Genomic DNA, 24,579 nt, shown 5'->3' with positions numbered 1-24,579 from the left:
ACCATCCCAGGAAGAACGCCCTTAACCGTATTTTAAGGCGTCATCGTTCATATGCGCCCAGAAACGACAGCGCATCGAAACCAGAAGGCTTTTGCCATGTCGCAAGTCGCTACCTTCATGCCTGCCGTGCGGCGCCACACCGACGCCCAACGGGACCAGCCACTTCCCCGCTTGGCCCGTCGTATGCCGGACGGCAGCGAAGATCATAACGCCGCCGAACAGGAACTCGACCTGCGCCAACTGCGCCATCACACCAAGAACGCGCTGCAGCGAATCATCGCCGTTTTCGCCGAGGCCCCGGGCATTGGCGACACCCCTCAAGGCGAAAGAATCGTGCAGGAACTGGAACACCGCATCGGCCTATCAGCGACGATCTCCGACGCGCTGTTCGGGCTTACCAACGCACCCGGGCCAATGGCGGAACGGCTTCGCCAACTGGCCGGCGCGGTGGTCGACATGATGCGCCATTCCGATCAGGTGATCCGCGTCGGTATATCGATCCGCGGTTATTGCCCGGTGAATCTGCGCGAAGCGGTGTTGCGCAGCGCCCACGAACTGATCAGCAATGCGGTCAAGCACGGCATGAAGGGCCGCCCCGCCGGGCGTATCGCCGTCCGCCTGGTCAGTGATGACCGGCGCACCACGCTGACCGTGCTCGACAACGGCTGGGGTTTCGCCGGCAAGCTTCGCGCCGGCGAAGGCCTGGCCTTGGCCCGCGGTCTGGCCGCCCGGCACGACGGTTCACTGGCGATGGACGGCGACGATGGCACCGTCGCGACCCTGGCGTTGCCGCACTGAACCCACCGTTCAGAGCGTGCCGCCGGCCGCCCGATCCAGCCGAAGCGCCATCAGTTCCGCATCCACGAACTCGTCCCCGACCCGCAGGCTCATAGGCTCCACGCCATACGCCGAGAACCCGGCGCCGCTATACAGGCCCCGAGCCGCCGCATTGCCGAGGGTGACCGATAGCGTCAACAGCACCAGGCCCTGCGCCCGCGCCTGCTCGACCAGCGCGTCCAGCAGCGCCCGCGCCAAACCCGCCCGCCGCCACGCCGGAGCAACGTAAAACGCCACGACGTGACCCTTATGCCGCTGTTTCACCCGCTGCGAAACGACCATGCTGGCCGACCCGACCAGCACGCCGCCGCCAAAGCCGCCCAACGTGACACTCGGCGGCTCGCCGATCAGGCGACCCGGATCGTCGGCCTGCTCCTCCTCGAACGCCACACCGAACGCCGAGGGATGCCGACGCAGCGCCTCCAGCCGCAACGGCCGCAGCAGCGGCAGGTCCTGCGGCCGCAACCGACGGATCAGCCAAGGCCGCTCCCCGCTCAGCCGAACGTCTCGGCAATGCGCCGAGCCAATCGCCGGGCCACATCGTCCTTCGGCAGGCGCGGCCACGTCTCGATGCCCGAGGCTGAAACCAGATGCACGGCGTTCTCCGCGCCACCCATGATCCCGCTGCCGGGCGAAACATCGTTGGCCACGATCCAATCGGCGTTCTTGCGGGCCAACTTCGCCTGGGCGTTGGCCATCAGGTCATCGGTTTCGGCCGCGAAGCCGACCACCAGTCTGGGACGCTCCGGGCCGGCGGCGGCAATCGAGGCCAGGATGTCCGGATTCGCCACCAGCGCCAGCGTCGGCGGCTCGGCGCCCGGCTGCTTCTTGATCTTGCCGCTAGCCGCTGTGGTCACCCGCCAATCCGCGACGGCGGCGGCGAACACCGCGATATCGGCGGGCAACGCGGACTTGCAGGCGTCCAGCATCTCGCGCGCACTCTCGACACGCAGGACGCTGACGCCGGCCGGGTCAGCCACGCTGACCGGACCCGACACCAGTGTCACCCGCGCACCCAGTTGCGCCAGCGCCGCCGCGATGGCGTGGCCCTGCCGACCGGACGAACGATTGGCGATGTAGCGTACCGGGTCGATCGGCTCATGCGTCGGGCCGCTGGTCACCAGCGCGTGCCGACCCGCCAGCGGCGCCGACGCCACACCGATCGTCTGGCCCGCCAGCAATAACTCGATCGCGACCAGGATCTCGGGCGGCTCCGCCAGCCGGCCAGGACCGAATTCGTTGCACGCCATCGGCCCCTCATTGGGCTGCACGACATGCACACCGCGCCCCGCCAGCGTCGCCATGTTCGCCCTCGTCGCCGGGTGCAGCCACATGCGCACGTTCATCGCCGGCGCCACCAGCACCGGCTTGTCGGTCGCCAGCAACACCGTGGAGGCCAGGTCGTCGGCCACGCCGGCCGCCATCTTCGCCAGGATGTTGGCGGTCGCCGGCGCCACCACCAGAAGGTCGGCCGCGCGCGACAGTTCGATGTGCCCCATCTCCGACTCGTCGGTCAGAGAGAACAGGTCGGCATACACCTTGGATTCACTCAGCGCCTGCAGCGACAGCGGCGTCACGAACCGCCCGCCATTGTCGGTCAGCACGCAACTGACCCCAAAGCCGGCTCGACGCAGCAGGCGGATCAACTCCAGCGCCTTGTAGGCCGCGATGCCGCCCGAGATGATCAGCAGCACCGTCTTGCCGGTCGTCCTCTCGCCAGTCATCTCCTCAACGGCCATCGCGACCCACCCGACCCAGCAACCCGCGACCGCCAGGTCACAGCCGCCATCCCGAATGGATCGCCGCGATTCCGCCCGACAGGTTGCGCACCTTGACCCGGCCAAGCCCGGCATCCTGCATCATCGCCGCCAGTTCCTGCTGGCCTGGAAAGGTGCGAATGCTCTCGGCCAGATAACGGTAGCTCTCGGCGTCCCCCGCCACCATCCGCCCCAGCCGAGGCAGCACCCCGAACGACCAGGCGTCATAGACCGGACCCAGCGCGTAAACCCGCAGGCGGGAAAACTCCAGGCAGAGAAACCGCCCCCCAGGCCTCAGCACCCGCCGAGCCTCGCGCAGCACCGCTGCCTTGTCGGTGCAGTTGCGCAGACCGAACGCGATCGACACCCGATCCACGCAGCGATCCGGCAGCGGCAGCGTCTCGGCATCCGCCGCCAGCAGGCTGACCTCGCCGCCAAAGCCCCGTTCCAGCGCGCGGTCGCGCCCGACAGACAGCATGGCCTGGTTGATATCGCTCAGCAGCACCGGCCCGCCACCACGCCGCAGCCAGCCGAAGCTGATATCACCGGTCCCGCCCGCGAGATCCAGCAGCATGTGCCCCGCATTCGGCTGCAGATCGCTGATGAAGATCTGCTTCCAGACCCGATGGACGCCCAGCGACATCAGATCGTTCATCAGGTCGTAGCGTGCCGCCACACTGTCGAACACGCCACGCACCAGCGCCGCCTTTTCCCCACGCTCCACCTGTCGGAACCCGAAATCGACGCTGCCTGCGGGATGGTCGCTCATGGCCGAGGTGTATATCCTGGAACCACCCATGCCGGAACTCCCCGAAGTCGAGACCGTGATGCGAGGCCTGCGCCAGCGCCTGCAAGGGCGCATGCTGCTGCGCGCCGTCGCCCGCCGTCCCGACATGCGCTGGCCGCTGCCCCCCGGCCTCGCCGCCACGCTGACAGGCGCCCGCGTCACCAGCTTCCGCCGCCGGGCCAAATACATCCTGATGCGGTTGGATAACGGCTGGTCGGTGCTGCTGCATCTCGGCATGTCGGGCCGCATGCTTCTGGAACCGGTCGGGCACCCAGGGGGGCGCCCTGGGGGAGGCCCCGAGGGACGCAACGCCATCACCCTGCACGAACATCTCGAACTGGAAACCGACGACGGCTGGCGCGTCGGCTTCGTCGATCCGCGCCGCTTCGGCTCCGTCGACCTGGTGGAAACCGAGCGCGAGGACCGCCATCGCCTGCTGGCGGGGCTGGGACCCGAACCGCTGGACGAAACCTTTTCGCCCGCGGTGCTCGCCACCGCCCTGTCCGGCAAGAAGACACCGATCAAGGCCGCATTGCTCGACCAGAAGATCGTCGCCGGCCTCGGCAACATCTACGTCTGCGAGGCCCTGTTCCGCGCCGCCATCTCGCCCCAGCGCCTGGCCCACACCGTGCCCGGCGCTCGCACCCAACGCTTGGTCCCAGCCATCAAGCAGACCCTGACCGAGGCGATCACCGCCGGCGGATCGTCGCTGCGCGACTACGTCCAGACTAACGGCGAACTCGGCTACTTTCAGCACACCTTCAGGGTCTACGGCCGCGAAGGCGAACCTTGCCCCGGCTGCCCCGGCATCGCCTCACGCGGCGGCCCGGCCGATCCGTTCTGCCCGGGTGTCAGACGCATCGTCCAGTCCGGCCGCAGCACCTTCTATTGCCCCAGGACCCAGCGATAAGTCCTACACCACCGCGCCACCCGAAAGGTCCGAGGTCTTGCGCTGCAGGCTCGCCAGCAAAGCGCCGCCGCCGCCGCTCGATAACAGGTGGCGGAAGTCCGACCGCTGCACCGCCACCCGGCTGATCGTGCCCGCCGCCAGCACGTCCACAATCTTCCAGCCCGATCCCGTCTGCTGCATCACATAATCCAGCTCGGTCGCATCGCCGCTCACCGGTTGGATCCTGCTCTGCACCACCAGCCTGCCGGCACCGACTTCGCGCGTTTGCGGCAGCACGTTGAAGCTCTGGCCCGAGTAGTGGTCGAAATTCGAAACATAACTGGCCACTGTGTAGCGACGAAACGCATCCAGCAGGCTGTCGCGTTGCGCCGACGGCAGGCTGGCCCAGGACGGACCCACCGATACCGCCAGCACCGCCGGCAGGTCGAACGCCCGATCCACCGCCGGTTTCAGGGCCTGGAAGCGTTGCCCGAAATCCGCTCGAGCGCTGGCCTTCATCGTGCTCAGCAACGCTGCATTGAATTGCCTGACCGTGGCGATCGCGTCTGCCTGCGAGCTATCCGCCGCCGCTGGCCGCGCCACGGTTAGCGCCGCCAGCGGCAGCGCGGCGACTGTCAGTATCCCCAGCACCTCGCGCCGGCCCAGCACCGCCGCGGCATTGGTTTTCGCAAGGCTAAACATGGCAAGGTTCCTATTTGCTCAAGATCACCGGTCCGACACCCGCGCTCTGATCGTCCCACCGTGATCGCGATGATTGTGCCCACATGCCGCCTCCACGACGGCACTGCGGGCCGCCCCGTGGACGCATCACCGGGCTGGACCGTTGAGATGGAGCTCCGAGGTCCGAATAATTACCGGGGATCGCGGCATCGCAGTTATGCCGCCGAAGCGGAAGTCAAACCCGCCCCCGCCCGGCCCTCGCTGCCAGCGTCCCAGGCCATCGCCGCCCAGCACCACCCCGCCTGTGCGCACCGCCACGCTCTGCTATAGGGACGCGAAATCGCCTCGAACGTCCCCGACCAACCACCGATCCGCCACCTCCGGGAGCACCGCGCATGACCAGCCACGAGAACATCATCGTCGAAACCCAGGGCCGCGTCGGCCTGATCCGCCTGCACCGTCCCGCCGCGCTGAACGCGCTGTGCGACGCCCTGGTGCGCGAAATGGGCCAGCAACTGCTCGCTTTCGACGCCGACAAGGCGATCGGCGCCATCGTCATCACCGGCAACGACCGCGCCTTTGCCGCCGGCGCCGACATAAAGGAAATGCGTGAGCGCACCAACCCCGCGGCCATGGTTGAGGATTTCATCGGCGCCGCCTGGGAAACCGTGCTGCGCATCAAGAAGCCGGTGATCGCCGCGGTCGCCGGATTCGCCCTCGGCGGCGGCTGCGAACTGGCGATGATGTGCGACATGATCTTCGCCGCCGACACCGCCAAATTCGGCCAGCCGGAAATCAACCTCGGCGTCATCCCCGGCGCCGGGGGCACCCAGCGGCTGACCCGCGCCGCCGGCAAGTCGAAGGCGATGGACATGGTGTTGACCGCGCGCATGATGGACGCCGCCGAGGCCGAGCGCGCGAACCTCGTGTCACGCGTGTTCCCGGCGGACCAACTGCTACCCGAGGTCGTGAAAATCGCCGACCGAATCGCCAGTCTATCGCCGGTTGCGGTGCAGTTCGCCAAACAGGCCGTCAACCGCGCCTTCGAATCGACCCTGATCGAGGGCGTCCGCCACGAAAGAGCGCTGTTCCTTTCGCTTTTCGGCACGCCCGACCAGAAAGAAGGCATGGCCGCCTTCGTTGACAAGCGCAAGCCGAACTTCCACCTCGATTGACCTGTGCTCGGTTGCAAACTCCCACTGCTCGCACCACCGCAGGCGCTCCGAGGAGGACGCTCTAACACCTTGCGGTGATTGACGAGCTATTAACGTCTAATTACCGGGATTTCTCTCGCTGAATTCTTCGATGTCGTGTAACGGACTGGGCATGGACAAAAGCCTGCCCGCACCAACCGATCCATCTGGCAGACCCAGTTGGCGCCGCGATCCGGGCACGTCGATAATCAACCTGCTGCTGGTCAGCCGCAGCCGCGAATGGTTCACCGCGGTGCGCGGCGCCTCCATCGCATTGGGCGGCGGGGAAGTCCTGACCTGCGACGCCCGCAATGCCCTCGCCCGGCTTGCCGGAACCAGCTCGCACTATTCCCACCTCCTGGTCGATCGCAACGATGCCGAGGGACTGCTCGACGAACTCGCCGGCCTCGTCACCGAAGTCGCCGCCCCCGACACCGATATGCTCGTGCTCGGATCGCCCGACTCCCGATATCCGTGCATCCGATCCGTTCCGACCGCCACGTCCAGCTCGGTGCAGGCGGCGTTGATGGCAGCGTCCCCTTGCCGCGCCGGACCCGCCATGGGCGTGACCGAACTCACCACCGCCCTGCAAGGCGCGATGATCGAGAACCGATACCAGCCGATCGTCCGCGCGGCCGACCGCAACCCGGTCGGGCTCGAAGCCCTCGCCCGCCTCAACCACCCGCAACGCGGCACCCTCTCCCCCGATCGCTTCGTGCCCCAGATCGAGCACGCCGGCCTCGCCGCCGAACTCACCAGCCTGGTATCGGCGCGCGCCTTCGCCGACCTCGCCGGGCCGTTCCTGGCCCGGCACCGCCCGCGCATGTCGGTGAATTTCCCGCTCGACGTGCTGCTGCAGCCCGCCGCCCTCGACCTGCTGGAGGCCCAGCGCATCGCCACCCGCCTGCCGGCTGAGCGTATTGTCATCGAACTGACAGAAAGCCGCCCGGTCGATGACTTCGCCAGGCTGGGCCGCTCGCTGGACCGGCTGCGCCGCCTCGGTTACCACGCCGCGATCGACGACGTCGGCCCGGCCGTGCCGCGCTTGGCGCCACTGCTGGATCTCCCCTTCACCAGCCTGAAGCTCGACAAGGAAATGGTCCAGCAGGCCGACCACCCGGCCGTCCACGACTTCCTGGCAACCACAATCGCCCAGGCCAAGGCACACGGCCTGACCGTGGTCGCCGAAGGCGTCGAGACCGAATCGATCTGGCAGCGGATATGCGCCCTCGGCGCCGACGAAGTCCAAGGCTTTCTGGCCTCCCGTCCGCTTCCCCTGGCCGCGGTCCCGATCTGGTGGGATGCCTGGCTCGGACAGTCCGAATCGATCATATGACCCACGCTGGGATCGCCAGGCCGACTGACCCCCGACCTGTCAGATAACCCCCTCTTCCGCCAGCCGCTGAACGTCCGAACCGCTCATCCCCAGAAGCTCGCTCAGCACCCAGGCGTTGTCCTCCCCATAGCCGGGCGCGCCGCGATCGATCGGACCGCCGATATAGGCCGGCGTACGAGATAGTTTCATCGGCAACTCATATACCGGCCAGGTGCCAATCTTGCTGCCGGTCACGTCGGTCAGCCATTGCAGATGTCGTAGTTGTGGATCGTTATCGCAACGGTCCTCCGCGGTCTGGCAAACCCCGGCGGGAACCGACGCAGCCTGCAGTGCCATCATCACCTGTTCGGCACCCCGAGTCGCGGTCCAACCGCCGACCGCGACCTCCAGCGCGTCCTGCTGAACCATCCGATCGGCCAGAGTGGCGAACCGCGGGTCCTCCAGCCACTCGGGATGACCGGCCACCCCGGCCAGCGCCCGCCATTCCTGTTCGCTGAAGCAGGCGATCGCCACCCAGCGGTCGTTGCCCATGCAACGGAACGCACCATGCGGCGCGGCCGGCTTGTATGGCGAGCGGTTGCCATACCGACTCCAAGCCCGGCCATTCGCCGACCAGTCCAGAATCGAGGTGCCGGTCAGGAACAGCCCCGATTCGCACTGCGATGCGTCGATCCACTGCCCCTCGCCGGTGCGCTCACGGTGATACAGCGCCCCCAGCAACGCCAGCGCATAGCCATAGGCACCCATCCAGTCGAGGTAGGAGTAACCCCACCCGACCGGCATCGCCGGCTCCGGCAAACCCGACATATCCGCCTGGCCGCCGAACGCCGCGGCAACCGGACCCACCGTGCGCATCCGCCCATAGGTGCCGTGCGCGCCCATCCCGGCCTGCTGGATATAGATGATGTCGGGGCGGATCTTCCGCATCTCGTCGTAGCCAAGGCCAAGCCGGGCCAGCACGCCGGGCGAAAACCCCTCGGCAACGATGTCGCAGACCCGCACCAGGTCGCGCGCGATCGCCAGCCCCTTCGGGTGGCGGATGTTCAGCGAAATGCCCCGCTTGCCAGCGTTCTTGTTATTGAACTGGCCGCCCATGTCGGGGTCCTTCACCCCCGGCAGCGGTCCGGTCGCGGCGTCCCGCGCCGCCCGCCCACCAACCGGGGCCATCGCCGCCAGCCTGGTGTCGGGATTGTCCTTCCACTCCACCTTGTAGCTCTCGGCCCCCATCGCGGCGAGGAAACGCGTCCCCCCCGCCGAGGCCAGGAACCACGCGAAATCCAGGATCTTCACCCCCTGCAAGGCAAACGGCTTGCCGTGCAGCGCCGACTTCACCGCGCCCGCATCACCGCGCGGCCGCGCCGGAACCGCCGGCGCACGCCCCCGCTCCGCCATCATCGCATTGGTGTCCTCACCCAACAGCGGCGCCCGCCGCCCGACCTGCCAACTGGTCCTCGTCGCCAACCACTTGCTGGTGGGATAGCGGAACGACCGCCCGTGTTCGGGATGCTCGACATCGGCAAACGATCCGCGCGCGATCCAATGCGGGTCCAGCGCGTTCTCATGCGGCTTGCGAATCGGAGCCCACAGCAACCCAGCCTCCTGCGCCTCCAGCCACGGCATGTCCTGATAGGTCCAGGCACGCGCGAAACGCTGCACGACGTCGATCATGTGCGCCCGCGTCTCGTCGCTGGCGGTCGAACCCGGCACCGCCCTGGCCTTCAGATCGGCATCCGGCGGCGGCGGTTGCAGATCGGCCTGCATGCCGTAGTTGGACAGTAACGGCACCAGCGCCTTCAGGTCGCGCGCGCCCATGCCATGCGAGATATACCAGCGGCCATCCTTGGTGTGCATGATGCTGGGCGAATGGTTCGGCGTCTCCAGCGCGTGCCGGCACGTCAGACGCCACAGCGGCACCCGCCGCATCACCCAATGCATGATGTCCAGCTCGGGATTCTTCGATACCGCCTCGTGCACCGCGACAGATACGTCCTGGCCCTGCCCGTCGCGCTGCCTGGAGATCAGCGCAGCGATCACGCCGGTGGCCAGTTGCTCCCCGGCGATGTGGTAGGCGTGCCAGACCTGCGGCGCGATCGGCGGCGTATCATATTCCAGCCTCGGATCGGGGTCGTAGCCGCAATTCATCATCACCCCGCCCAGCGCCAAGTGGATCAGGTCAGACGCCTTGAAGTCGGCCCACGGGCCGTCATCCCCGAACGGCGTCATTCGCGCCGTTATCAACCCCGGAAACCGCGCATTCAACGCCGCTCGGTCGAGCTTCAAGGCCGCGTTGACCGCACCGCAGGACGAATCCAGCAAGATGTCGGCCCCCTCCAACAGCCGCAACAGATCGTCCGGCCGCGCCTGCACGTCGATGACCACCGACTTCTTGTTGCGGTTGTAATTCCAGAAGAACAAGGACCGTTCCGGACCCGGTTGGTCGTCCAGGAACGGTCCGATCCGCCGCGTCGCGTTGCCCTCCGGCGGCTCGATCTTGATCACCTCGCAGCCCAGTCCCGCGAGCAGCAGGCCGGTATACTCGGCGCGCTCATCGGCGATCTCGATCACCCGCAGCCCGGCCAGCATGCCGGGTCCGGCATTGCCCATCATTTCACCCGGCCCGGTGAACCGGCCGCCGTCAGATCGTTCTGTCATCGTTTTTTTCTCCCGCCGGCGTCCCCACTCGGCGCCCACTTCAGGGCCGAGTACGCGCCAGCATCTCCAGCAGAAACGCGTTCACCGTCTCGGCCGATTCGTACGCCGCCCAATGGCCGGTCTTCGGGATCAGCCGGATGTCGGCGTCCGGGCAGTGCGCCCGCAGCGTCGCCACTCGTTCCGGACCCTTCGGGTTGGCCGGCGCATCGAACTCGCCCCACATGCCGTTCAGCGGGCACACCAGGCGATCGATCGCCGCCATGATCGCCCCGCTGCGCGAGATCGCCGGAGTCCGCAGCCGCGACCGCACCGTGTTCCAATCCTGGATCAGGATCGCCAGTTCGTCGATCTTCGCCGGGTCCGCGATCATCAACCGACCCAGGTTTGTACGATGGGTGTCATGCCGCGTCTGGCCCTGTAGATGACGCACCTTCTCCAGTTTGACCGAGGATCCCAGGGCGCCCACCCCCGACGACCCGATGATGGTGACCGACCGCACCCGCTCGCCACGCAGCGCGCCGACACAGGCCGCCATCGTGCCGCCGAAGGAAAACCCGACCACCTCGAAGCTTGTGCCGGCACCAACGATGGCATCGATGCCATCGGCAACGATCCCGGCGATCGCAAACGCATCCTCGCCGTCGGGCGGGAAGTCGGATTCGCCCAGGCCCGGAAGATCCGGCACCAGCACCCGATAGGTCGGAAGCAGCGCTGGAATGGTGCGGACCCAATGGCGCCACGACCCAGCCCCACCGTGGAACAGCGCCACGACCGGAGCGGTACCGCCCGACCGATCCCACAGATGCCAGACCATCTTGCCGTCCCCGCACGGTGTTTCGTGCCGGCTGGCCTGGCTCTGGATGCAGTCCAGGATAAGTTGCGGGTCTTCGCTCAACTGGTCGTTCATTCCGGGCGGATCCTTCGCGTCGCGTCGCCGCGCAGTTTACCGACAGGGCAAGTCCGGCGCCAAATCCCGGCACGTGCCAAGTCCCGGTACGTGTTGAACGCCCGTTGCCGGATCAGCCGACGGTCACCGCTCGACAATTGGCTATCCAATAGCCATAATCTGGATCAATGACCCAGCACAGTGTTGCCGAAGCGAAAAACCGCCTCTCCGATCTGATCAACCGCTCCCTGGCGGGCGAGTCAGTGGTCATCACCCGCCACGGTCATCCGGTCGTGGAACTGAAGCCGCTTCAGCCAGTATCCCGTCCGGTTACCCGCGAGGATCTCGATTGGCTCAGGGCGCAGGTTGCCGACGCGTCTCCGAAGCACGACGCCGGGACGCTGTTGACCCGGATGCGCGATGAAGACGAGCGGTGAAGCTGTATCTCGATGCCAGCGTCCTCGTCGCGATGCTGACGACCGATCCGCTGACCGCACGCGCATTCCGCCATATCAACGACACGACCCCGAATTTAATCATCAGCGACTTCGCGTCCGCCGAGGTCGCCTCAGCCATTGCTCGCAGGGTTCGCAGGGGCGAAATGACGGTGGCCGCCGCGCGCAAATCGTTTGCCACGTTGGACAGTCTGACCTCGCGTGGCTTTGAGCGAATCGAAACCTCAGCCGTAGACATTAAAGGCGCGGAAACGTTTCTTCGCCGCTTGGATCTGACACTCAGGGCGCCGGACGCGATCAACATGGCGATCACGCAGCGCCTTGGGGCATCGCTGATGACGTTCGACGACAAAATGGCGGCTTCGGCACGAATGCTCGCGATCGAGGTCGCCGCGGCCTAAACTAGCGGCAGCGCACTAAGCTTCCCGCAACGGAGGCAGCAAGTCCGCGGGGTCAAGCCCAAGTTCGTGAATCCCCACGTTCCACAGACAGAAATCCGCCGGCGGCGGCTGAATTTCCGCCACCGCGCCATCGCGAAACAGCTGCTCCAGCCGCGACCCCTTGAAGATTCCGTGCGCCCCGCCCAGCGTCAGCGCGGTCCGGGTGATCCTGCTCACCGCATCCCCGACCAGATACTTCGCCCGATACAGAGCGGCGGTCGTCTCAGGCGTCGGGCCGTCGGTATCGCTCAGCCAGGCGGACCGGTAGGTGACCAGCCGCGCCGCCTCCAACGCCGCGCTCATTTCGGCGACATGGCGGCGGACGTCGGGATGGTAGGCCAAGGGTTGCGCATAGCCCGCCGGCCGGCGATCGGACACCACGCGCCTGATCTCATCGTAGGCCGCCACCGCCAGCCCCAGGTAGACCGCGGTATAGGACCCCCAGAACCAATTCAGATAAGCCAACCGAAACGCTCTCGTATCGTCCGATTGATACATCACCGCACTGTCCGCGACCGGGCAATCCTCCAGCACCAACTGATCGCTGCGGGTCGCCCGCATCCCCAGCGTGTCCCAGTTCGGATTGACCCGGCGCCCCGGCGCATCCTGCGGCACCAGCAGCAGTATCCCGGCCATCGGTCCGGTGGCATCCTCGGGATAGGCCATCACCAGCACGTAGTCAGCCGCCTCCAGCATCGAGGCAAACATCTTCCGCCCGCTGACGCGCCAGCCGCCCTCGACCTTGCGCGCGCGCACCGCCAAAGGACGCGCCCCGATCAGCGACGTGGTGCCCGGTTCGGAAAAATTGCCGCCGATCATCTTGCCCTGCCGCACAACAAGATCGGCCAGGAAGCGTTTTGCCGCTGGCGTCACCTCCGGGCTCCGCAGCACCGGCATCACCACCGAGGCGTGCATGTTGAACGCCAGCGCGGTCGCCGGGCAGCCCTGCCCCAATGCCTCATAGGCCAGCGTATGACCCAGGAAATCGAAGCCCAAGCCGCCAAGCGATGACTCGATCGTCAGCGCCAGGAAACCCTCATCACGCAGCCGGTCATAATTCTCGATCGGATGCGACGCATCGCGGTCGTGCTCGGCCGATCGAGTGGCGAAATCGGCCGCCAGTTGAAGGCAACGCCGGCGCAGCCGCTCTTGCGCCTCGGTGATCCGGAAATCCACGGCCAACCCTCCTGAAACGGATCAGCTTAACCGGGTCTGCACCGCTGTATAGACACGGACTCACGCCAGACCAACGACCTCCGCCAATGCCTCGAGCTGCCCCACATACCGGCACACCGGGTTGAGCAGCAGATGGTTCGCCCCGGCGTCGATCATCGCCTGCAACTGCTCCGCCACCTGGCGCGGCGTGCCGTGGATGCCCGACGTGTCGGTGCCCTCCGGATTGCGATAAACCTCGCCATACCAGCGCGCTAGATCGGCACGCGCGACATCGGGGTTGTCATCCACCGCGATGAAAATCCGTTTCGAAATCGGAAACCCACCCGGATCGCGACCAGCCCGCTCCAGCGCCGCCCGCAACAGCGGCACCGCGCGGCGGAAATCCTCCGAACTCGACCCGCCCGCCCCCATCCAGCCGTCCGCCAGTACCGCCGCCCGGCGGATCGCATCGGGGTGGCCGACACCCATCCAGATCGGCAATCGCCGCTGCACCGGCCGCACTCCCAGCCCAGCCTCGTCCAGATCGTAGAACCGCCCGTGATGAGTCGTCTTCTCCTGGCTCCACAGCGCACGGATCAATTCGATCTGCTCACGAAACCGACCAACCCTTCCCTCACCCGGGATCTGGAACTCCTGCAGATGCCGCGGCTGGCCGATGCCAACCCCCATCAACGCGCGCCCATCGCTGACGTAATCCAGTGTCGCCCACTGATGCGCCACCATCCGCGGATCATGCACCGGCAGCACCAGCACCGACGCCCCCAACCCGATCCGCGACGTCACCGCCGCGGCATAGGTCAGCACCACCACGGGATCGAACGACGTGACCCGATCCAGCGTATTCTCGGTCACCCAAAGATCGCGAAACCCCAACGCTTCGGCCCGCACCGCCACTGCTCGCACCGCGTCCATGCCGATCGGCTCCGGCGATCGATGCGGCAGCGACATCCCAAACGGGATCAGATCCTTCAACGCCATCGCCGCGATCCTAAAGTTTTTCGATGATTTCCATCTGCGAGTCATCGGTCGCCGCCACGAAGGCAACCCGATTGCCCCGATCCCCCTTCAACTCCTCCAGCACAGCCACGCCGTTCTCCCGCAGCTTCGCCAGCGTCCCCGGGTAATCGTCGGTCACCACCGCCATGTGCTCGATGCCATGATGCTGCGCGTGCTTCTGTTCATTGATGATGCCGGTGATATTCAGCTGAGTGCCAGCCAGATCGACCTGCCACCCGCGGCCCGGTATCTCCGCCTTCTTGCTGGCGCCGAAATTTTCGATGTAATATTGCACCGTCCGCGCCACGTCACGGGTTTTGATGTGAACATGCTGGAAGCTGATCGTCATCGTCGCCTTCCCCCTTCGCTGCATCACCGTGGACGTCATTTTAGACCGATGTTGGCCACTCCCGAAAGCTGCCGTCCGCTTATGCCGCCTCATCACGGCCGGCACCGACCATCCGTAACGGTAATAAGGAGTGGTTTGCCGCCAGTCCGTCCTCGAATTCCAGATCGCCGGAGCGGGCGTTGGATCGTTCGTGCGGGTCATCACGCTGTTCGCTCGGCGACGATCGATCGGCGTAAGCAGCGTATGATAGCCGAGATCACACTCGCCCTCCATGACGCCCGACCTGATGGCGATCACGCCTCGTCCAGCCACCTCGCCGCCGCATCGGCGGTATCGTTTGGAGAGGTATTGAACGCGATCGGCGTTCCCGCCGCGCCACGGCGGATGGCGTTGACGACCCGCTCGAACAACGGCAAGCCCTTTGATGGTATGCGGATGCCGCCGCCGATAACGATGCAGTCCCACGGCTCGGCCAGCGACTCGGCAATCGTCGCCTCGGCGCTGCCGTCCGTCAGGATCGAGCAGAAGCCTCCCTCCCAACCGCGCGCCTTCATGTCCGACAGGGTCGCATCAATCCCAGCTGCGATCTTCTCCGACGTGGTCCCCGGCGGCAGGTCAGGATCGGAGACGTCGACGGCCTCTGGCTTGATGCCAATAAGAAGAACGCGCGTCATGCTCCCAACTCCTCTGTCGCTCTTGCTGTTCCTCGATTATCGACCGGAAACCACGACAGAACGTCCGAACGGAACGCCAATTGGCACACGCTTGCTACCCTAGCACCAGGTCGTCACGATGTACCATCTCGTCGCGGCCGCGCCAGCCCAGTATCGCCTCGATCTGATCGGACCGATGCCCGGCGATGCGTTCGGCATCCGAACTGGCATAGGCCGAAAGTCCCCGCCCCAGCGCAACCCCGTCCGGCCCGGCAATCGTCACCGGATCACCTCGCTCGAACACCCCCTCGACCCCGTGCACCCCCGCCGGCAGCAACGATCGGCCATTGGCCAAGGCCCGCGCGGCACCGGCATCGACCGTCAGCGTTCCCAGCGCCGAAAGCGATCCCGCTATCCAGCGCTTGCGCGCGGTGCGCCCCTCCGGCACCGGCAGGAACCAGGTGCAGCGCCCGCCGCGCTCCAGCGCCTGCAGCGGCCGCTCGACATCGCCCAGAGCGATCGCCATCGCGCACCCGGCATGGCTCGCAATCCGCGCCGCAACCAGCTTGGTCCGCATCCCCCCCGAGGAGTAACCCGGCGGTGGCTCCCCGCCCATCGCCTCGATCTCCGCCGTCAGCGCCTCCACCACCGGAATATGCACCGCGCCACGGTCCCGCCGAGGGTCCGCGCTATACAGCCCATCGATGTCCGACAGCAGGATCAGTTGATCGGCATGCACCATCTCCGCCACCCGCGCCGCCAACCGGTCATTGTCGCCAAACCGGATCTCCGCCGTCGCCACGGTGTCGTTCTCATTGATCACCGGCACGCAGCGCAGCGATAACAGCGTTTTCAGCGTCTCCCTGGCGTTCAGATAGCGCCGCCGATCCTCGGTATCATCCAACGTCAGCAGCAACTGCGCCGCCGTCAACCCACGCGCCGAAAGCGCTTGGCTCCAGGCCTGCGCCAGGCGGATCTGCCCAACCGCCGCCGCCGCCTGCTGCTCCTCCAGCCGTAGCCGCTTCTGCATCAGCCCCAGGCTGCGCCGAGCCAACGCAATCGCGCCCGAGGACACCACGATCACTTCGGCGCCGCGGTCGCGCAGCGCCTGAATGTCGGCGGCGACACTGTCCAGCCACGCAGTGCGCGGCGCGGCGTGCTTCTGGTCCACCACCAGCGCACTGCCGATCTTCACCACGACGCGTTGCGCCGCACCGAGGCTGGGAATCATCGCCTCACCCACGATCACGCCGCCCGTTCCGCGCGATCATCCCGCGCCGTGCCGATCGCCCCCTGCAGCGCCCGCAGCACCTCCGCCACCCCCTGCCCGGTAGCACCCGAGACCAGATACACCGGCCGCCCCGACGCCCTGCGCAACGCGGCCATCCGTGACGACGCCTCGCGCGCCGACATCGCGTCGCTCTTGTTCAGCCCGATGATCTCCGGCTTTGCCGCCAGCCCCCCGCCATAGGCCGCCATCTCGCCGCGCACCGTGCGCCACGCCCGCACCACGTCCCCGGCGGCGCCATCGATCAGGTGCAACAGCACCGCGCAGCGCTCGACATGACCCAGGAAACGGTCGCCCAGACCGGCGCCCTCATGCGCCCCCTCGATCAGCCCCGGAATATCCGCCAGCACGAACTCCTCCGCCGCCGACAGCCGTATCACCCCCAACTGGGGATGCAGCGTGGTGAACGGATAATCGGCGATCTTCGGACGCGCCGCCGACACCACCGACAGCAAGGTGGATTTCCCGGCGTTCGGCAGCCCCACCAGCCCGGCATCGGCGATCAGCTTCAGCCGCAGCCACACCCAGAGTTCCGCGCCTGGCCACCCCTTCGTCGCCTTGCGCGGCGCCCGATTGGTCGAACTCTTGTAGTGCGCATTGCCGAAGCCGCCATCGCCGCCGCGCAGCAGCGTGATCCGTTTGCCCGCTCGGTCCATGTCCGCCAGCAGCGTCTCCTGGTCGTCGGCGAAAATCTGCGTCCCCACCGGCACCGTAACCACCACGCCGTCCGCGCCCGCGCCGGTGCGATCCGAACCAGCCCCGTTGCCGCCCTTGCGCGCCCGGAAATGTTGCGAATAGCGGAAGTCGATCAGAGTGTTCAGATTGTGCTCGGCGACAAACACGATATCGCCGCCCTTGCCGCCATTGCCGCCGTCCGGCCCACCGAACTCGATGAATCGCTCGCGCCGGAACGCCACCACGCCGTCGCCGCCATCACCGGAGCGCAGGTAGATCTTGGCCTGGTCGAGGAACTTCATCACATGCCACCAAAAACACCACGCCAAAAACACCACAGGGGCCGGCATGGCGCCGGCCCCCGCAAACGACAACCAGCGGAGTTAGCGCTACTCGGCCGCGAGCGGCACCGGCTCCACCGAAATATGCACCTTGCCCTCGGATTTGCGGGTAAACTTCACCCGCCCATCGACCAGCGCGAAGATCGTGTGATCGCGGCCCAGCCCGACATTGCTGCCAGGATACCACTTGGTGCCGCGTTGACGCACCAGGATGTTGCCAGCGATCACCTTCTCGCCGCCGAACTTCTTGATGCCGAGCCGCCTTCCCTCGGTATCACGCCCGTTGCGCGAGGACCCGCCCGCCTTCTTGTGTGCCATGACAGACTACTCCTTGGTCTCATGCGCTGACGCTTCGCCGCTTGGTTCGGCGCCATGCGAAGCCACCGGTGCAACCGCCTCCGCCCGCGCTTCCCCCGGCGCGGCCTCCGCCAAGCGTTCCCCCGGCTCGGTCGCGCCTGATTCCGCCCCCGCAGCCGCGCCAAAAGTCTGGCCGTTGGCGCTGATGCCGCCGATCCGCAGCACCGTCACGTGCTGGCGGTGACCGTTGCGGCGACGGCTGTTTTGCCGACGCCGCTTCTTGAAGATGATCACCTTGTCCAGCCGGTCCTGCGCGATCACCGTCGCCGTCACCGACGCATCGGCAACCACCGGTGACCCAAGCGTCAGGTTACCGTCCACACCGACCGCCAACACATCGTTGAACGTCACCGTGCCGCCCGCCTCGGCATCCAGTTTTTCGACCTTCAGCACCGCGTTGGGGGTAACGCGATACTGCTTTCCGCCGGTGCGGATGACAGCGAACATGGGACCAAACTTTCCAGAAACTCGTTCCAGCCAACAAAAGCCGCCCGAAGCGTTTAACCGCCCCGGCGACCGGACCCGCGCGTTATAGCCGCAAGCACCGCGGAGTCAACCGCCAATGCCGCCAAAATACCAAACCAGTCAGCAACTTGCCTATCTCACCGCGGCGACGCCACCGCAACCCATCGGTCAAGCCCTGGCTTGACAGCCCCCCGTGGAACCGGCCCGCTTACCTCAACGCAACCAATCGGAGGAAACCCCATGGCCCTACTCGATGGCAAGGTCGCAATCGTCACCGGGGCAGCGTCCGGTATCGGCGCCGCCACCGCCCACGTGCTGGCGCGCGAAGGCGCGAAACTGTTCCTGACCGACATCGACGACACCGCCGGCGAGGCGCTCGCCAAACAACTCGACGCCACCTACCTGCACCACGACGTCAGCCAGGAAGACGGCTGGCCCGCCGTGATCGCGGCGGCGGAACGCTTGGGGCGGCTCGACATCCTGGTCGCCAACGCCGGCATCGGCATCATGGGCAGCGCCATCGACATGTCGCTCACCGATTGGCGCCGCCAGATGGCGATCAACGTCGATGGCGTGTTCCTCTCGGTCAAATACTGCATTCCAGCGATGCGCCGAGCCGGCCATGGCGGTTCGATCGTCATGCTGTCCTCGGTCGCCGGTCTGCGCGGGTCGGCCGGCCTCGCCGGCTACAGCGCAACCAAGGGCGCGGTGCGGCTGTTCGCCAAGTCGATGGCGCTGGAATGCGCGATGGCCGGCGACGCCATCCGCGTCAACTCGGTGCACCCCGGGATCATCGCCACCCCGATCTGGACCAAGATCCCGGTCGGCCAGAACCGCCCCATCGACCCCTACGCCGTCGCCGAAAACAGCGTCCCGCTCGGCAAGGCCGGCGAGGCGTCCGAGGTCGCCGACGGCATCCTGTTCCTCGCCTCCGACATGTCCAGCCACGTCACCGGATCGGAACTGGTCATCGACGGCGGCATGACCGCCGGACGCATCACCCGCCTCACCCAGTGACACAATCGCCGAACACGGCGACGCCGCCGACCTGCAAGGACAAACCATGGACCTGATCATCCGCAACGCCCGCCTGGCCGCCGGCCCAGTCGTCGACTTCGGCACTGCCAACGGCAAGATCGTTGCGATCGAGCCAAACCTGTCCGCCGACGCCCGGCAATACCACGCCGAGGGCAACCTCGCCTGCGCCGGCCTGGTGGAAACCCACATCCACCTCGACAAATCCCGCATCATCGATCGCTGCCCGCCCGAGGATGGCCGCAACGCCAACGCCGTGCCCCGCGTCGCCGCCGTCAAGTCAAGCTTCACCGAACAGGACGTCTACCACCGCGCCAGCACCACCCTGGAAGCCTGCATCAAGCACGGCACCCAGCGCATGCGCGCCCACACAGAACTCGACGCCGGCGTCGAGATGCGCAGCTTCGACGCGCTGGAAAAACTCCGCCGCGACTACGCCTGGGCGATCGACATCGAGCTGTGCGTGTTCCCCCAGGAGGGCCTCACCAACAACCCAAGCTCCGACCAACTGCTGGTACAGGCCCTGCGACGCGGCGCCCGCGTCATCGGCGCCGCGCCGAACTACGATCCCGACAAATCCGCCCACATCCACCGCATCTTCGACCTCGCGCGCGATTACGACGCCGACATCGACATGCATCTGGATTCCGGCAACAGCCCCGCCGACATGGACATCCACCTGGTCTGCGAACTGACCCGGAAATACCGCCTCGGCGGCCGCGTCGCGGTCGGCCACGGCTGCAAATATTCCACCCTGCCGCCGGCCGATCTGCGCACCCTGGCAGCCGAGATCGCCGATGCCGGCGTCGCCGTCAGCGTGCTGCCCGCCACCGACCTCTACATGATGGGCCGCGACCAGGACCACAGCGTGCGCCGAGGCGTCGCCGACGCCAACCTGCTGGTCGAACACGGCGTCAACTGCTCGATCTCGTCGAACAACATTCTCAACCCGTTCACCCCCCTGGGCGACGGCAACCTGGTCCGCATCGCCAACATGCAGGCCAATGTCTGCCAGGTCGGCGAACCGCACCGCCTGCGCGAATGCTTCGCCATGCTGACCGACCGTTCCGCCCGGATTATGAACCTGCCAGACTACGGCATCGCCATCGGCAACCCCGCAGACATCGTGGTGTTCGACGCCATATCTCCCGAACAGGTGATCGCCGAGGTCAAGGCCCCTCTGGTCGCCTTCAAGCGCGGCACCCTGACCGTGACCCGGCCCAGGGCGGAGTTGCACCGGCCATGAAACTGTCCGACATCGCCCAGGTTATCCGCAGCAAGAACGCCGGCCCCAGGCGCCTGACGCTCGACATCATGCTGGCCACCGACGCCGACTACCACAGCGTCGCCCAATCCCCCGCGCTCAGCGCCGAAAACATCGCCCGCCTATACAGAGTGTCCCCGGAACAACTCGCCATCATCCCCTACCCGGTCGGCAGAGCCATCAAGATCGTCATGGCCCGCGCCATCATGGCCGGCGATCCGGGTGATTACGACGTCTACGGCGCGCAACAACACGCCCCGCTGCTGGGGATCGAGATATGACCGCCTCCACCCGCATCATCGCCGAACTCCGAAACAACCCCCGCCCGATCCGCCTGCTCGGGGCCTCCGGCCAACTCGGCTACGGCATCCCCGCGGCATCGTTCCAGGCAGGTATCGACCTCAGCCCGGACCTGATCGGGGCCGACATGGGATCGATCGACATCGGCCCCACCTATCTCGGCAAGGGTGAGATGGCGACCGCGCCCGAGGCAACCCGCCGAGACCTCCGCCGCGTGCTGCTCGCCGCCCGCCAACTCGACGTTCCGCTGGTCATCGGCAGCGCCGGATCCGCCGGCGCCGCGCCCCACCTCGACGCTACGCTGGCTATGCTGCGCGACATCGCCAACGTCGAAGGTCTGCACTTTCAACTGGCCTCGATCCGCGCCGACATCCCCCGCGCCCTGCTGCAAGACGCCGTTCGTTCCGGCAAAGTCACCAGTTTCGACGACATGCCCGACCTTACCGCCGAAGACATCACTGAGGCCGCCCAAATCGTCGGCCAGATGGGCATGGGACCATTCCGCCGAGCGCTGCAAGCAGGCGCCGACGTCATCGTCGCCGGCCGAGCCTGCGACACCGCGATCTTCGCCGCGCTGCCGGCAATCCTGGGTTTCCCGGTCGGCCTCGCCATGCACATGGCCAAGATCATCGAGTGCGGTTCGCTGTGCTGCGTCCCAGGCGGACGCGACCCGATCCTCGCCGAACTCGACCACGACGGCTTCGTGCTGGAAAGCATGAACCCCGAACGCAGCGCTACCCCCACCTCGGTCGCCGCCCATAGCCTGTACGAGCAAGCCGACCCGTTCACCATGCGCGAACCCGATGGCACGCTCGACCTCACCCACGCCCACTACCAGGCTATCGACGACCGTCGAACCCGGGTCAGCGGCGCGACCTGGCGCGACACCACCCAACCGACCATCAAGCTCGAAGGCGCCCGCAAGATCGGCGAACGCGCGGTGCTGCTATGCGGGTCCGCCGACCCCAGGTTCATCGCTCAATGCAAGACCCTGCTGCCCAAGGTCGCCGACCTCGTCCAATCCCTGGTCTCGGAATCCCACCCGCCCGACTACACATTGCGCTTCCGGGTCTACGGCATCGACGGTGTCCGCATGGTGGTGCCTGACAACGAACCGCCCCCCAACGAGGTCTTCATCATGGCCGAATGCATCGCCGCCACCCCGCAGCGCGCCGCCGAAGTGGTGCGCACATGCAAGCAATATCTGCTGCATTTCGGCTACCCCGGCCGCCTGTCCACCGCCGGCAACCTGGCGTTCCCATTCACCCCGCCCGAGGTCTCGCTCGGACCCGCCTACCGCTTCAGCGTCTATCATCTGCTTCAGGTCGATGACGCCGACGCACTATTTCCAATCGACACAGAAACAACCTGACAGCGCGGCACCGCCGACCCTCACTTCACCCGCACCAGCCGATAGGGAAAGAAATCATCGGCCGGCTGCGCCACATCGACGTTGTCTTTCATCGCCCACACGATCACCTGCTGGTGCAACGGAACCGTCGGCAAATCCTTCTGCAGGATCAGGATCGACTGGTGAATCATCGCATTCCGCTTCGCCTCGTCGGTTTCGACGCCGATCTTCTCGGTAAGCTCATCCAGCGCCGGATTTGAATAACCGCCGACGTTGACCTCACCCCGTTTGCCGTTGCGCGTCCCCAACAGCGTATACAACACGTTTTCAGCGTCATACGTCGCCGGCGTCCACCCCAGCAAATAGAAGTCGGTATTGTAATTCGGCGACAGTATCTTGTTGAAATACTTCGCCTTCGTCTGCGCGTTCAAATCAACCTTGATGCCAATACGAGCCATCATAGAAACGATCGCGGTGCAGATCTGCTCGTCCATCACATAGCGGTCGTTCGGACAGTCCAGCGCCACCCGAAAGCCATTCGGATAGCCCGCCTCCGCCATCAATTGCTTGGCCTTCGCCGGATCGACCTTCGGCCGCACATCCAGCGCCGCGTCATAGCCGTTGACCCCAGGTCCCCACATCTCCCACGTCGGATGCCCCAGCCCCAGCATAACCCGACTGACGATCGCCGGCTCGTTGATCGACAGCGCCACCGCTTCCCGCACCCGGCGGTCCTTGAACGGGTTCTTGCCCTTCACGTTCGACGTCGCCAGTTCCGCCCGGTCCTCGTTGAAGCCCAGATAGATCGTCCGCAGCTCCGGCGTTTCCAGGACCTTCAATCCCGAGGCCTGCTTGATCCGCGCAATGTCCTGCGGCGGCACCGAGTAGATCATGTCCACCTCGCCCGACAGCAACGCCGCCACCCTGGTCGGGGCCGAGGCGATCACGTCGAACTCCACCCGATCCAGATTACCCTGCGGCTTGTCCCACCACAGCGGGTTCTTCTCCACCACCGTCTTCCGGTCCGGCTCCCGCGACACCAGCTTGAACGGCCCGGTGCCCATCGCATGGTGCAGAGCGTAGTTATCGTCCTTGCCGATCGTTACCGGTTCCGCCGAATTGTGCGCCTCGCACCACGCCTTCGACATGATTAGCATGTTGGTCTGTTCTTGCAGGAAGATCGGGTCAGGAACATAGGTCTCGAAATCCACCGTCAGGTCATCGACCTTGCGCGCCTCCTTCACCGGCGACATCGGCGCGCGCATCGACGAATCCGGCGACAGGATCCGCTTCAGCGTGAACACCACGTCGTCGGCGGTGAACGGCGACCCGTCCTGCCACTTCACCCCAGGGCGCAGATGAAATCGCCACACCGTTGGAGACATCTTTTCCCACGACGTCGCCAGCGCCGGCTCCAGCCCCAGCTTGGCGTTGCGCCGCACCAGGGGCTCATAGATGTTGGCCAGGAAACTCAGCTGCACCGTCTCCTGCCGGGTCGCCGGGTCCATCGCGTTGACATCGCCGTCATTCGCCCAGCGCAACACCGCGGCCTTGGCCGTCGGTACCGCGACAGCGGACGCCGTCAAAGCGGCCAGCAGCGCCATCCCGGATAGCGGTAAGCGCGACATACGATTTTTCCCCACGGTTCGCCTCGGTCGTTATTGTCGGTCCAGCTCAACCGCACGAAGTTAGCCCGGCGGCACCGCGCCAAACAAGAGAGACCGCGCCAAACAAAAGAGACTGCGCATGCAATTCGATCCCCAAACCGACATCCTGGGCCTGGTCGATGTCCAGCCCACCTTCATGCCCGGCGGCGAACTCGCGGTCACCGACGGCGATTCGATCGTGCCGATCGTGAACCGTCTGCTCGGCCGTTTCGATCACGCCTTCGCCACACAGGACTGGCACCCCGCCGACCACGCCTCCTTCGCCAGCGCCCACCCCGGCCACCGCCCCTACGACACCATCAAGCTGCCGTACGGCGACCAGATCCTCTGGCCCGATCACGCCATCGCCGGCACCCCGACCGCCGCCATCCACCCGGCGATCCAGCAGACCCGCATCGAGGTGATCGTCCGCAAGGGCTTCCGCCGCGCCCTCGACAGCTATTCGGCGTTCTTCGAGAACGACCGCCAGACCCCCACCGGCCTGGAGGCCTGGCTGCGTCAGCGCGGCTTCACCCGGCTGTTCCTGTGCGGCCTCGCCACCGACTTCTGCGTCGCCTGGTCAACCGAGGATGCCGTCCGCCTCGGCTTCTCGGTCACCATCATCCAGGACGCCTGCCGCGGCATCGGCCTGCCCACCGCATCAGGCCGCACCACGCTGGATGACGCCCGCGACAGACTGACCGCCTTGGGCGCCGACTTCATCGAAAGCCGCGAGTTGCATCCTATATAGGAACCACCCCGCCAGACCG

The 24,579-nt window shown here is 66.3% G+C and carries 25 protein-coding genes and 1 pseudogene; 11 read left to right on the top strand and 15 right to left on the bottom strand.

Going from position 1 to position 24,579, the window contains the following annotated elements:
• Nucleotides 1-96: 96 nt before the first annotated feature.
• Nucleotides 97-798: an ATP-binding protein gene (locus ACQY4Y_RS14775; RefSeq protein ID WP_428491364.1), complete on the top strand. Its 702-nt coding sequence runs from the start codon at nucleotides 97-99 to the stop codon at nucleotides 796-798.
• A 9-nt stretch (nucleotides 799-807) separates the two neighbouring features.
• Here ACQY4Y_RS14775 and ACQY4Y_RS14770 read toward each other — a convergent pair whose 3' ends face one another.
• Genes ACQY4Y_RS14770 through ACQY4Y_RS14760 form a run of 3 tightly spaced genes read right to left on the bottom strand, consistent with a single transcriptional unit; the run spans nucleotide 808 to nucleotide 3,363 of the window.
• Nucleotides 808-1,302 carry an N-acetyltransferase family protein gene (locus tag ACQY4Y_RS14770; protein WP_428491363.1) on the bottom strand — a complete coding sequence of 165 codons (495 nt, stop codon included), beginning with the start codon at nucleotides 1,300-1,302 and terminating at the stop codon, nucleotides 808-810.
• A 29-nt stretch (nucleotides 1,303-1,331) separates the two neighbouring features.
• Nucleotides 1,332-2,576: a bifunctional phosphopantothenoylcysteine decarboxylase/phosphopantothenate--cysteine ligase CoaBC gene (gene coaBC, locus ACQY4Y_RS14765; RefSeq protein WP_428491362.1), complete on the bottom strand. Its 1,245-nt coding sequence runs from the start codon at nucleotides 2,574-2,576 to the stop codon at nucleotides 1,332-1,334.
• Nucleotides 2,577-2,613: 37 nt separating this feature from the next.
• On the bottom strand, nucleotides 2,614-3,363 hold the full coding sequence (locus ACQY4Y_RS14760) for a class I SAM-dependent methyltransferase (RefSeq protein ID WP_428491361.1): 750 nt from the start codon (nucleotides 3,361-3,363) through the stop codon (nucleotides 2,614-2,616).
• A 28-nt stretch (nucleotides 3,364-3,391) separates the two neighbouring features.
• Here ACQY4Y_RS14760 and mutM point away from each other — a divergent pair, with 28 nt between their 5' ends.
• A complete protein-coding gene (mutM, locus tag ACQY4Y_RS14755; RefSeq protein ID WP_428493646.1) occupies nucleotides 3,392-4,291 on the top strand; it encodes a bifunctional DNA-formamidopyrimidine glycosylase/DNA-(apurinic or apyrimidinic site) lyase in 900 nt (299 codons plus the stop codon).
• A 3-nt stretch (nucleotides 4,292-4,294) separates the two neighbouring features.
• Here the strand turns inward: mutM and ACQY4Y_RS14750 are convergent, their stop codons facing one another.
• Nucleotides 4,295-4,972: an ABC transporter substrate-binding protein gene (locus tag ACQY4Y_RS14750; RefSeq protein ID WP_428491360.1), complete on the bottom strand. Its 678-nt coding sequence runs from the start codon at nucleotides 4,970-4,972 to the stop codon at nucleotides 4,295-4,297.
• Between the two features lie 374 nt (nucleotides 4,973-5,346).
• On the opposite strand from ACQY4Y_RS14750, the gene ACQY4Y_RS14745 reads away from it, so the two are divergent.
• Both ACQY4Y_RS14745 and ACQY4Y_RS14740 read left to right on the top strand, forming a co-directional pair.
• Nucleotides 5,347-6,126 carry an enoyl-CoA hydratase gene (locus ACQY4Y_RS14745; protein ID WP_428491359.1) on the top strand — a complete coding sequence of 260 codons (780 nt, stop codon included), beginning with the start codon at nucleotides 5,347-5,349 and terminating at the stop codon, nucleotides 6,124-6,126.
• 151 nt (nucleotides 6,127-6,277) lie between these two features.
• On the top strand, nucleotides 6,278-7,480 hold the full coding sequence (locus tag ACQY4Y_RS14740; RefSeq protein WP_428491358.1) for an EAL domain-containing protein: 1,203 nt from the start codon (nucleotides 6,278-6,280) through the stop codon (nucleotides 7,478-7,480).
• A gap of 39 nt (nucleotides 7,481-7,519) precedes the next feature.
• On the opposite strand, the gene ACQY4Y_RS14735 is transcribed toward ACQY4Y_RS14740, so the two are convergent.
• Both ACQY4Y_RS14735 and ACQY4Y_RS14730 read right to left on the bottom strand, forming a co-directional pair.
• Nucleotides 7,520-10,132 carry a CoA transferase gene (locus ACQY4Y_RS14735; protein ID WP_428491357.1) on the bottom strand — a complete coding sequence of 871 codons (2,613 nt, stop codon included), beginning with the start codon at nucleotides 10,130-10,132 and terminating at the stop codon, nucleotides 7,520-7,522.
• A 40-nt stretch (nucleotides 10,133-10,172) separates the two neighbouring features.
• Entirely contained in the window at nucleotides 10,173-11,039 is an 867-nt protein-coding gene (locus tag ACQY4Y_RS14730) for an alpha/beta fold hydrolase (protein WP_428491356.1), read from the bottom strand.
• Between the two features lie 167 nt (nucleotides 11,040-11,206).
• Between ACQY4Y_RS14730 and ACQY4Y_RS14725 the strand changes: the two genes are divergently transcribed.
• Together ACQY4Y_RS14725 and ACQY4Y_RS14720 are read left to right on the top strand one after the other, a co-directional pair.
• Nucleotides 11,207-11,455 carry a type II toxin-antitoxin system Phd/YefM family antitoxin gene (locus tag ACQY4Y_RS14725; protein WP_428491355.1) on the top strand — a complete coding sequence of 83 codons (249 nt, stop codon included), beginning with the start codon at nucleotides 11,207-11,209 and terminating at the stop codon, nucleotides 11,453-11,455.
• Nucleotides 11,452-11,874 (top strand): type II toxin-antitoxin system VapC family toxin, encoded by a 423-nt coding sequence (locus ACQY4Y_RS14720; RefSeq protein WP_428491354.1) that lies wholly within the window; start codon nucleotides 11,452-11,454, stop codon nucleotides 11,872-11,874. The genes ACQY4Y_RS14725 and ACQY4Y_RS14720 overlap by 4 nt, the downstream gene beginning before the upstream one ends.
• Before the next feature lie 15 nt (nucleotides 11,875-11,889).
• Here the strand turns inward: ACQY4Y_RS14720 and ACQY4Y_RS14715 are convergent, their stop codons facing one another.
• The 8 genes and pseudogenes from ACQY4Y_RS14715 to rplU all read right to left on the bottom strand — a co-directional run.
• Entirely contained in the window at nucleotides 11,890-13,089 is a 1,200-nt protein-coding gene (locus ACQY4Y_RS14715) for an acyl-CoA dehydrogenase family protein (RefSeq protein WP_428491353.1), read from the bottom strand.
• 60 nt (nucleotides 13,090-13,149) lie between these two features.
• Nucleotides 13,150-14,067, bottom strand: coding sequence for an LLM class flavin-dependent oxidoreductase (locus tag ACQY4Y_RS14710; RefSeq protein ID WP_428491352.1), 918 nt, complete (start codon nucleotides 14,065-14,067; stop codon nucleotides 13,150-13,152).
• A gap of 10 nt (nucleotides 14,068-14,077) precedes the next feature.
• Nucleotides 14,078-14,731: a VOC family protein gene (locus ACQY4Y_RS14705; RefSeq protein WP_428491351.1), complete on the bottom strand. Its 654-nt coding sequence runs from the start codon at nucleotides 14,729-14,731 to the stop codon at nucleotides 14,078-14,080.
• Nucleotides 14,728-15,108, bottom strand: coding sequence for a hypothetical protein (locus ACQY4Y_RS14700; protein WP_428491350.1), 381 nt, complete (start codon nucleotides 15,106-15,108; stop codon nucleotides 14,728-14,730). The genes ACQY4Y_RS14705 and ACQY4Y_RS14700 overlap by 4 nt, the downstream gene beginning before the upstream one ends.
• A gap of 94 nt (nucleotides 15,109-15,202) precedes the next feature.
• Complete coding sequence (gene proB, locus ACQY4Y_RS14695; protein ID WP_428493645.1) at nucleotides 15,203-16,318, bottom strand: glutamate 5-kinase; 1,116 nt, start codon at nucleotides 16,316-16,318, stop codon at nucleotides 15,203-15,205.
• A gap of 14 nt (nucleotides 16,319-16,332) precedes the next feature.
• The gene (obgE, locus tag ACQY4Y_RS14690; protein WP_428491349.1) at nucleotides 16,333-17,352 is read right to left on the bottom strand and encodes a GTPase ObgE; all 1,020 of its coding nucleotides are present in this window, start codon (nucleotides 17,350-17,352) and stop codon (nucleotides 16,333-16,335) included.
• Nucleotides 17,353-17,439: 87 nt separating this feature from the next.
• Complete coding sequence (gene rpmA / locus ACQY4Y_RS14685; protein ID WP_428491348.1) at nucleotides 17,440-17,709, bottom strand: 50S ribosomal protein L27; 270 nt, start codon at nucleotides 17,707-17,709, stop codon at nucleotides 17,440-17,442.
• Between the two features lie 177 nt (nucleotides 17,710-17,886).
• Nucleotides 17,887-18,195: pseudogene (rplU, locus tag ACQY4Y_RS14680) on the bottom strand (50S ribosomal protein L21); the annotation flags it as partial.
• Nucleotides 18,196-18,453: 258 nt separating this feature from the next.
• On the opposite strand from rplU, the gene ACQY4Y_RS14675 reads away from it, so the two are divergent.
• From ACQY4Y_RS14675 to ACQY4Y_RS14660, 4 genes are read left to right on the top strand one after another with little or no spacing between them, the layout of a single operon-like run.
• Entirely contained in the window at nucleotides 18,454-19,230 is a 777-nt protein-coding gene (locus tag ACQY4Y_RS14675) for a glucose 1-dehydrogenase (RefSeq protein ID WP_428491347.1), read from the top strand.
• A gap of 46 nt (nucleotides 19,231-19,276) precedes the next feature.
• Nucleotides 19,277-20,494 carry an amidohydrolase family protein gene (locus tag ACQY4Y_RS14670; RefSeq protein ID WP_428491346.1) on the top strand — a complete coding sequence of 406 codons (1,218 nt, stop codon included), beginning with the start codon at nucleotides 19,277-19,279 and terminating at the stop codon, nucleotides 20,492-20,494.
• On the top strand, nucleotides 20,491-20,793 hold the full coding sequence (locus ACQY4Y_RS14665; RefSeq protein ID WP_428491345.1) for a DUF4387 domain-containing protein: 303 nt from the start codon (nucleotides 20,491-20,493) through the stop codon (nucleotides 20,791-20,793). The genes ACQY4Y_RS14670 and ACQY4Y_RS14665 overlap by 4 nt, the downstream gene beginning before the upstream one ends.
• Entirely contained in the window at nucleotides 20,790-22,184 is a 1,395-nt protein-coding gene (locus tag ACQY4Y_RS14660; RefSeq protein ID WP_428491344.1) for an acyclic terpene utilization AtuA family protein, read from the top strand. Before ACQY4Y_RS14665 ends, ACQY4Y_RS14660 begins: the two co-directional genes overlap by 4 nt.
• A gap of 20 nt (nucleotides 22,185-22,204) precedes the next feature.
• On the opposite strand, the gene ACQY4Y_RS14655 is transcribed toward ACQY4Y_RS14660, so the two are convergent.
• Nucleotides 22,205-23,791 carry an ABC transporter substrate-binding protein gene (locus ACQY4Y_RS14655; RefSeq protein WP_428491343.1) on the bottom strand — a complete coding sequence of 529 codons (1,587 nt, stop codon included), beginning with the start codon at nucleotides 23,789-23,791 and terminating at the stop codon, nucleotides 22,205-22,207.
• A gap of 118 nt (nucleotides 23,792-23,909) precedes the next feature.
• Between ACQY4Y_RS14655 and pncA the strand changes: the two genes are divergently transcribed.
• Entirely contained in the window at nucleotides 23,910-24,560 is a 651-nt protein-coding gene (gene pncA / locus ACQY4Y_RS14650; protein WP_428491342.1) for a bifunctional nicotinamidase/pyrazinamidase, read from the top strand.
• Nucleotides 24,561-24,579: the final 19 nt, after the last annotated feature.

The sequence above is a fragment of the Rhodopila sp. genome (assembly GCF_965277165.1).
In the GTDB taxonomy this organism is placed as follows: Bacteria; Pseudomonadota; Alphaproteobacteria; order Acetobacterales; family Acetobacteraceae; genus Rhodopila.
The sequence above is the reverse complement of the archived record's forward strand: the minus strand, read 5'-3'. Positions and strand labels throughout refer to the sequence as shown.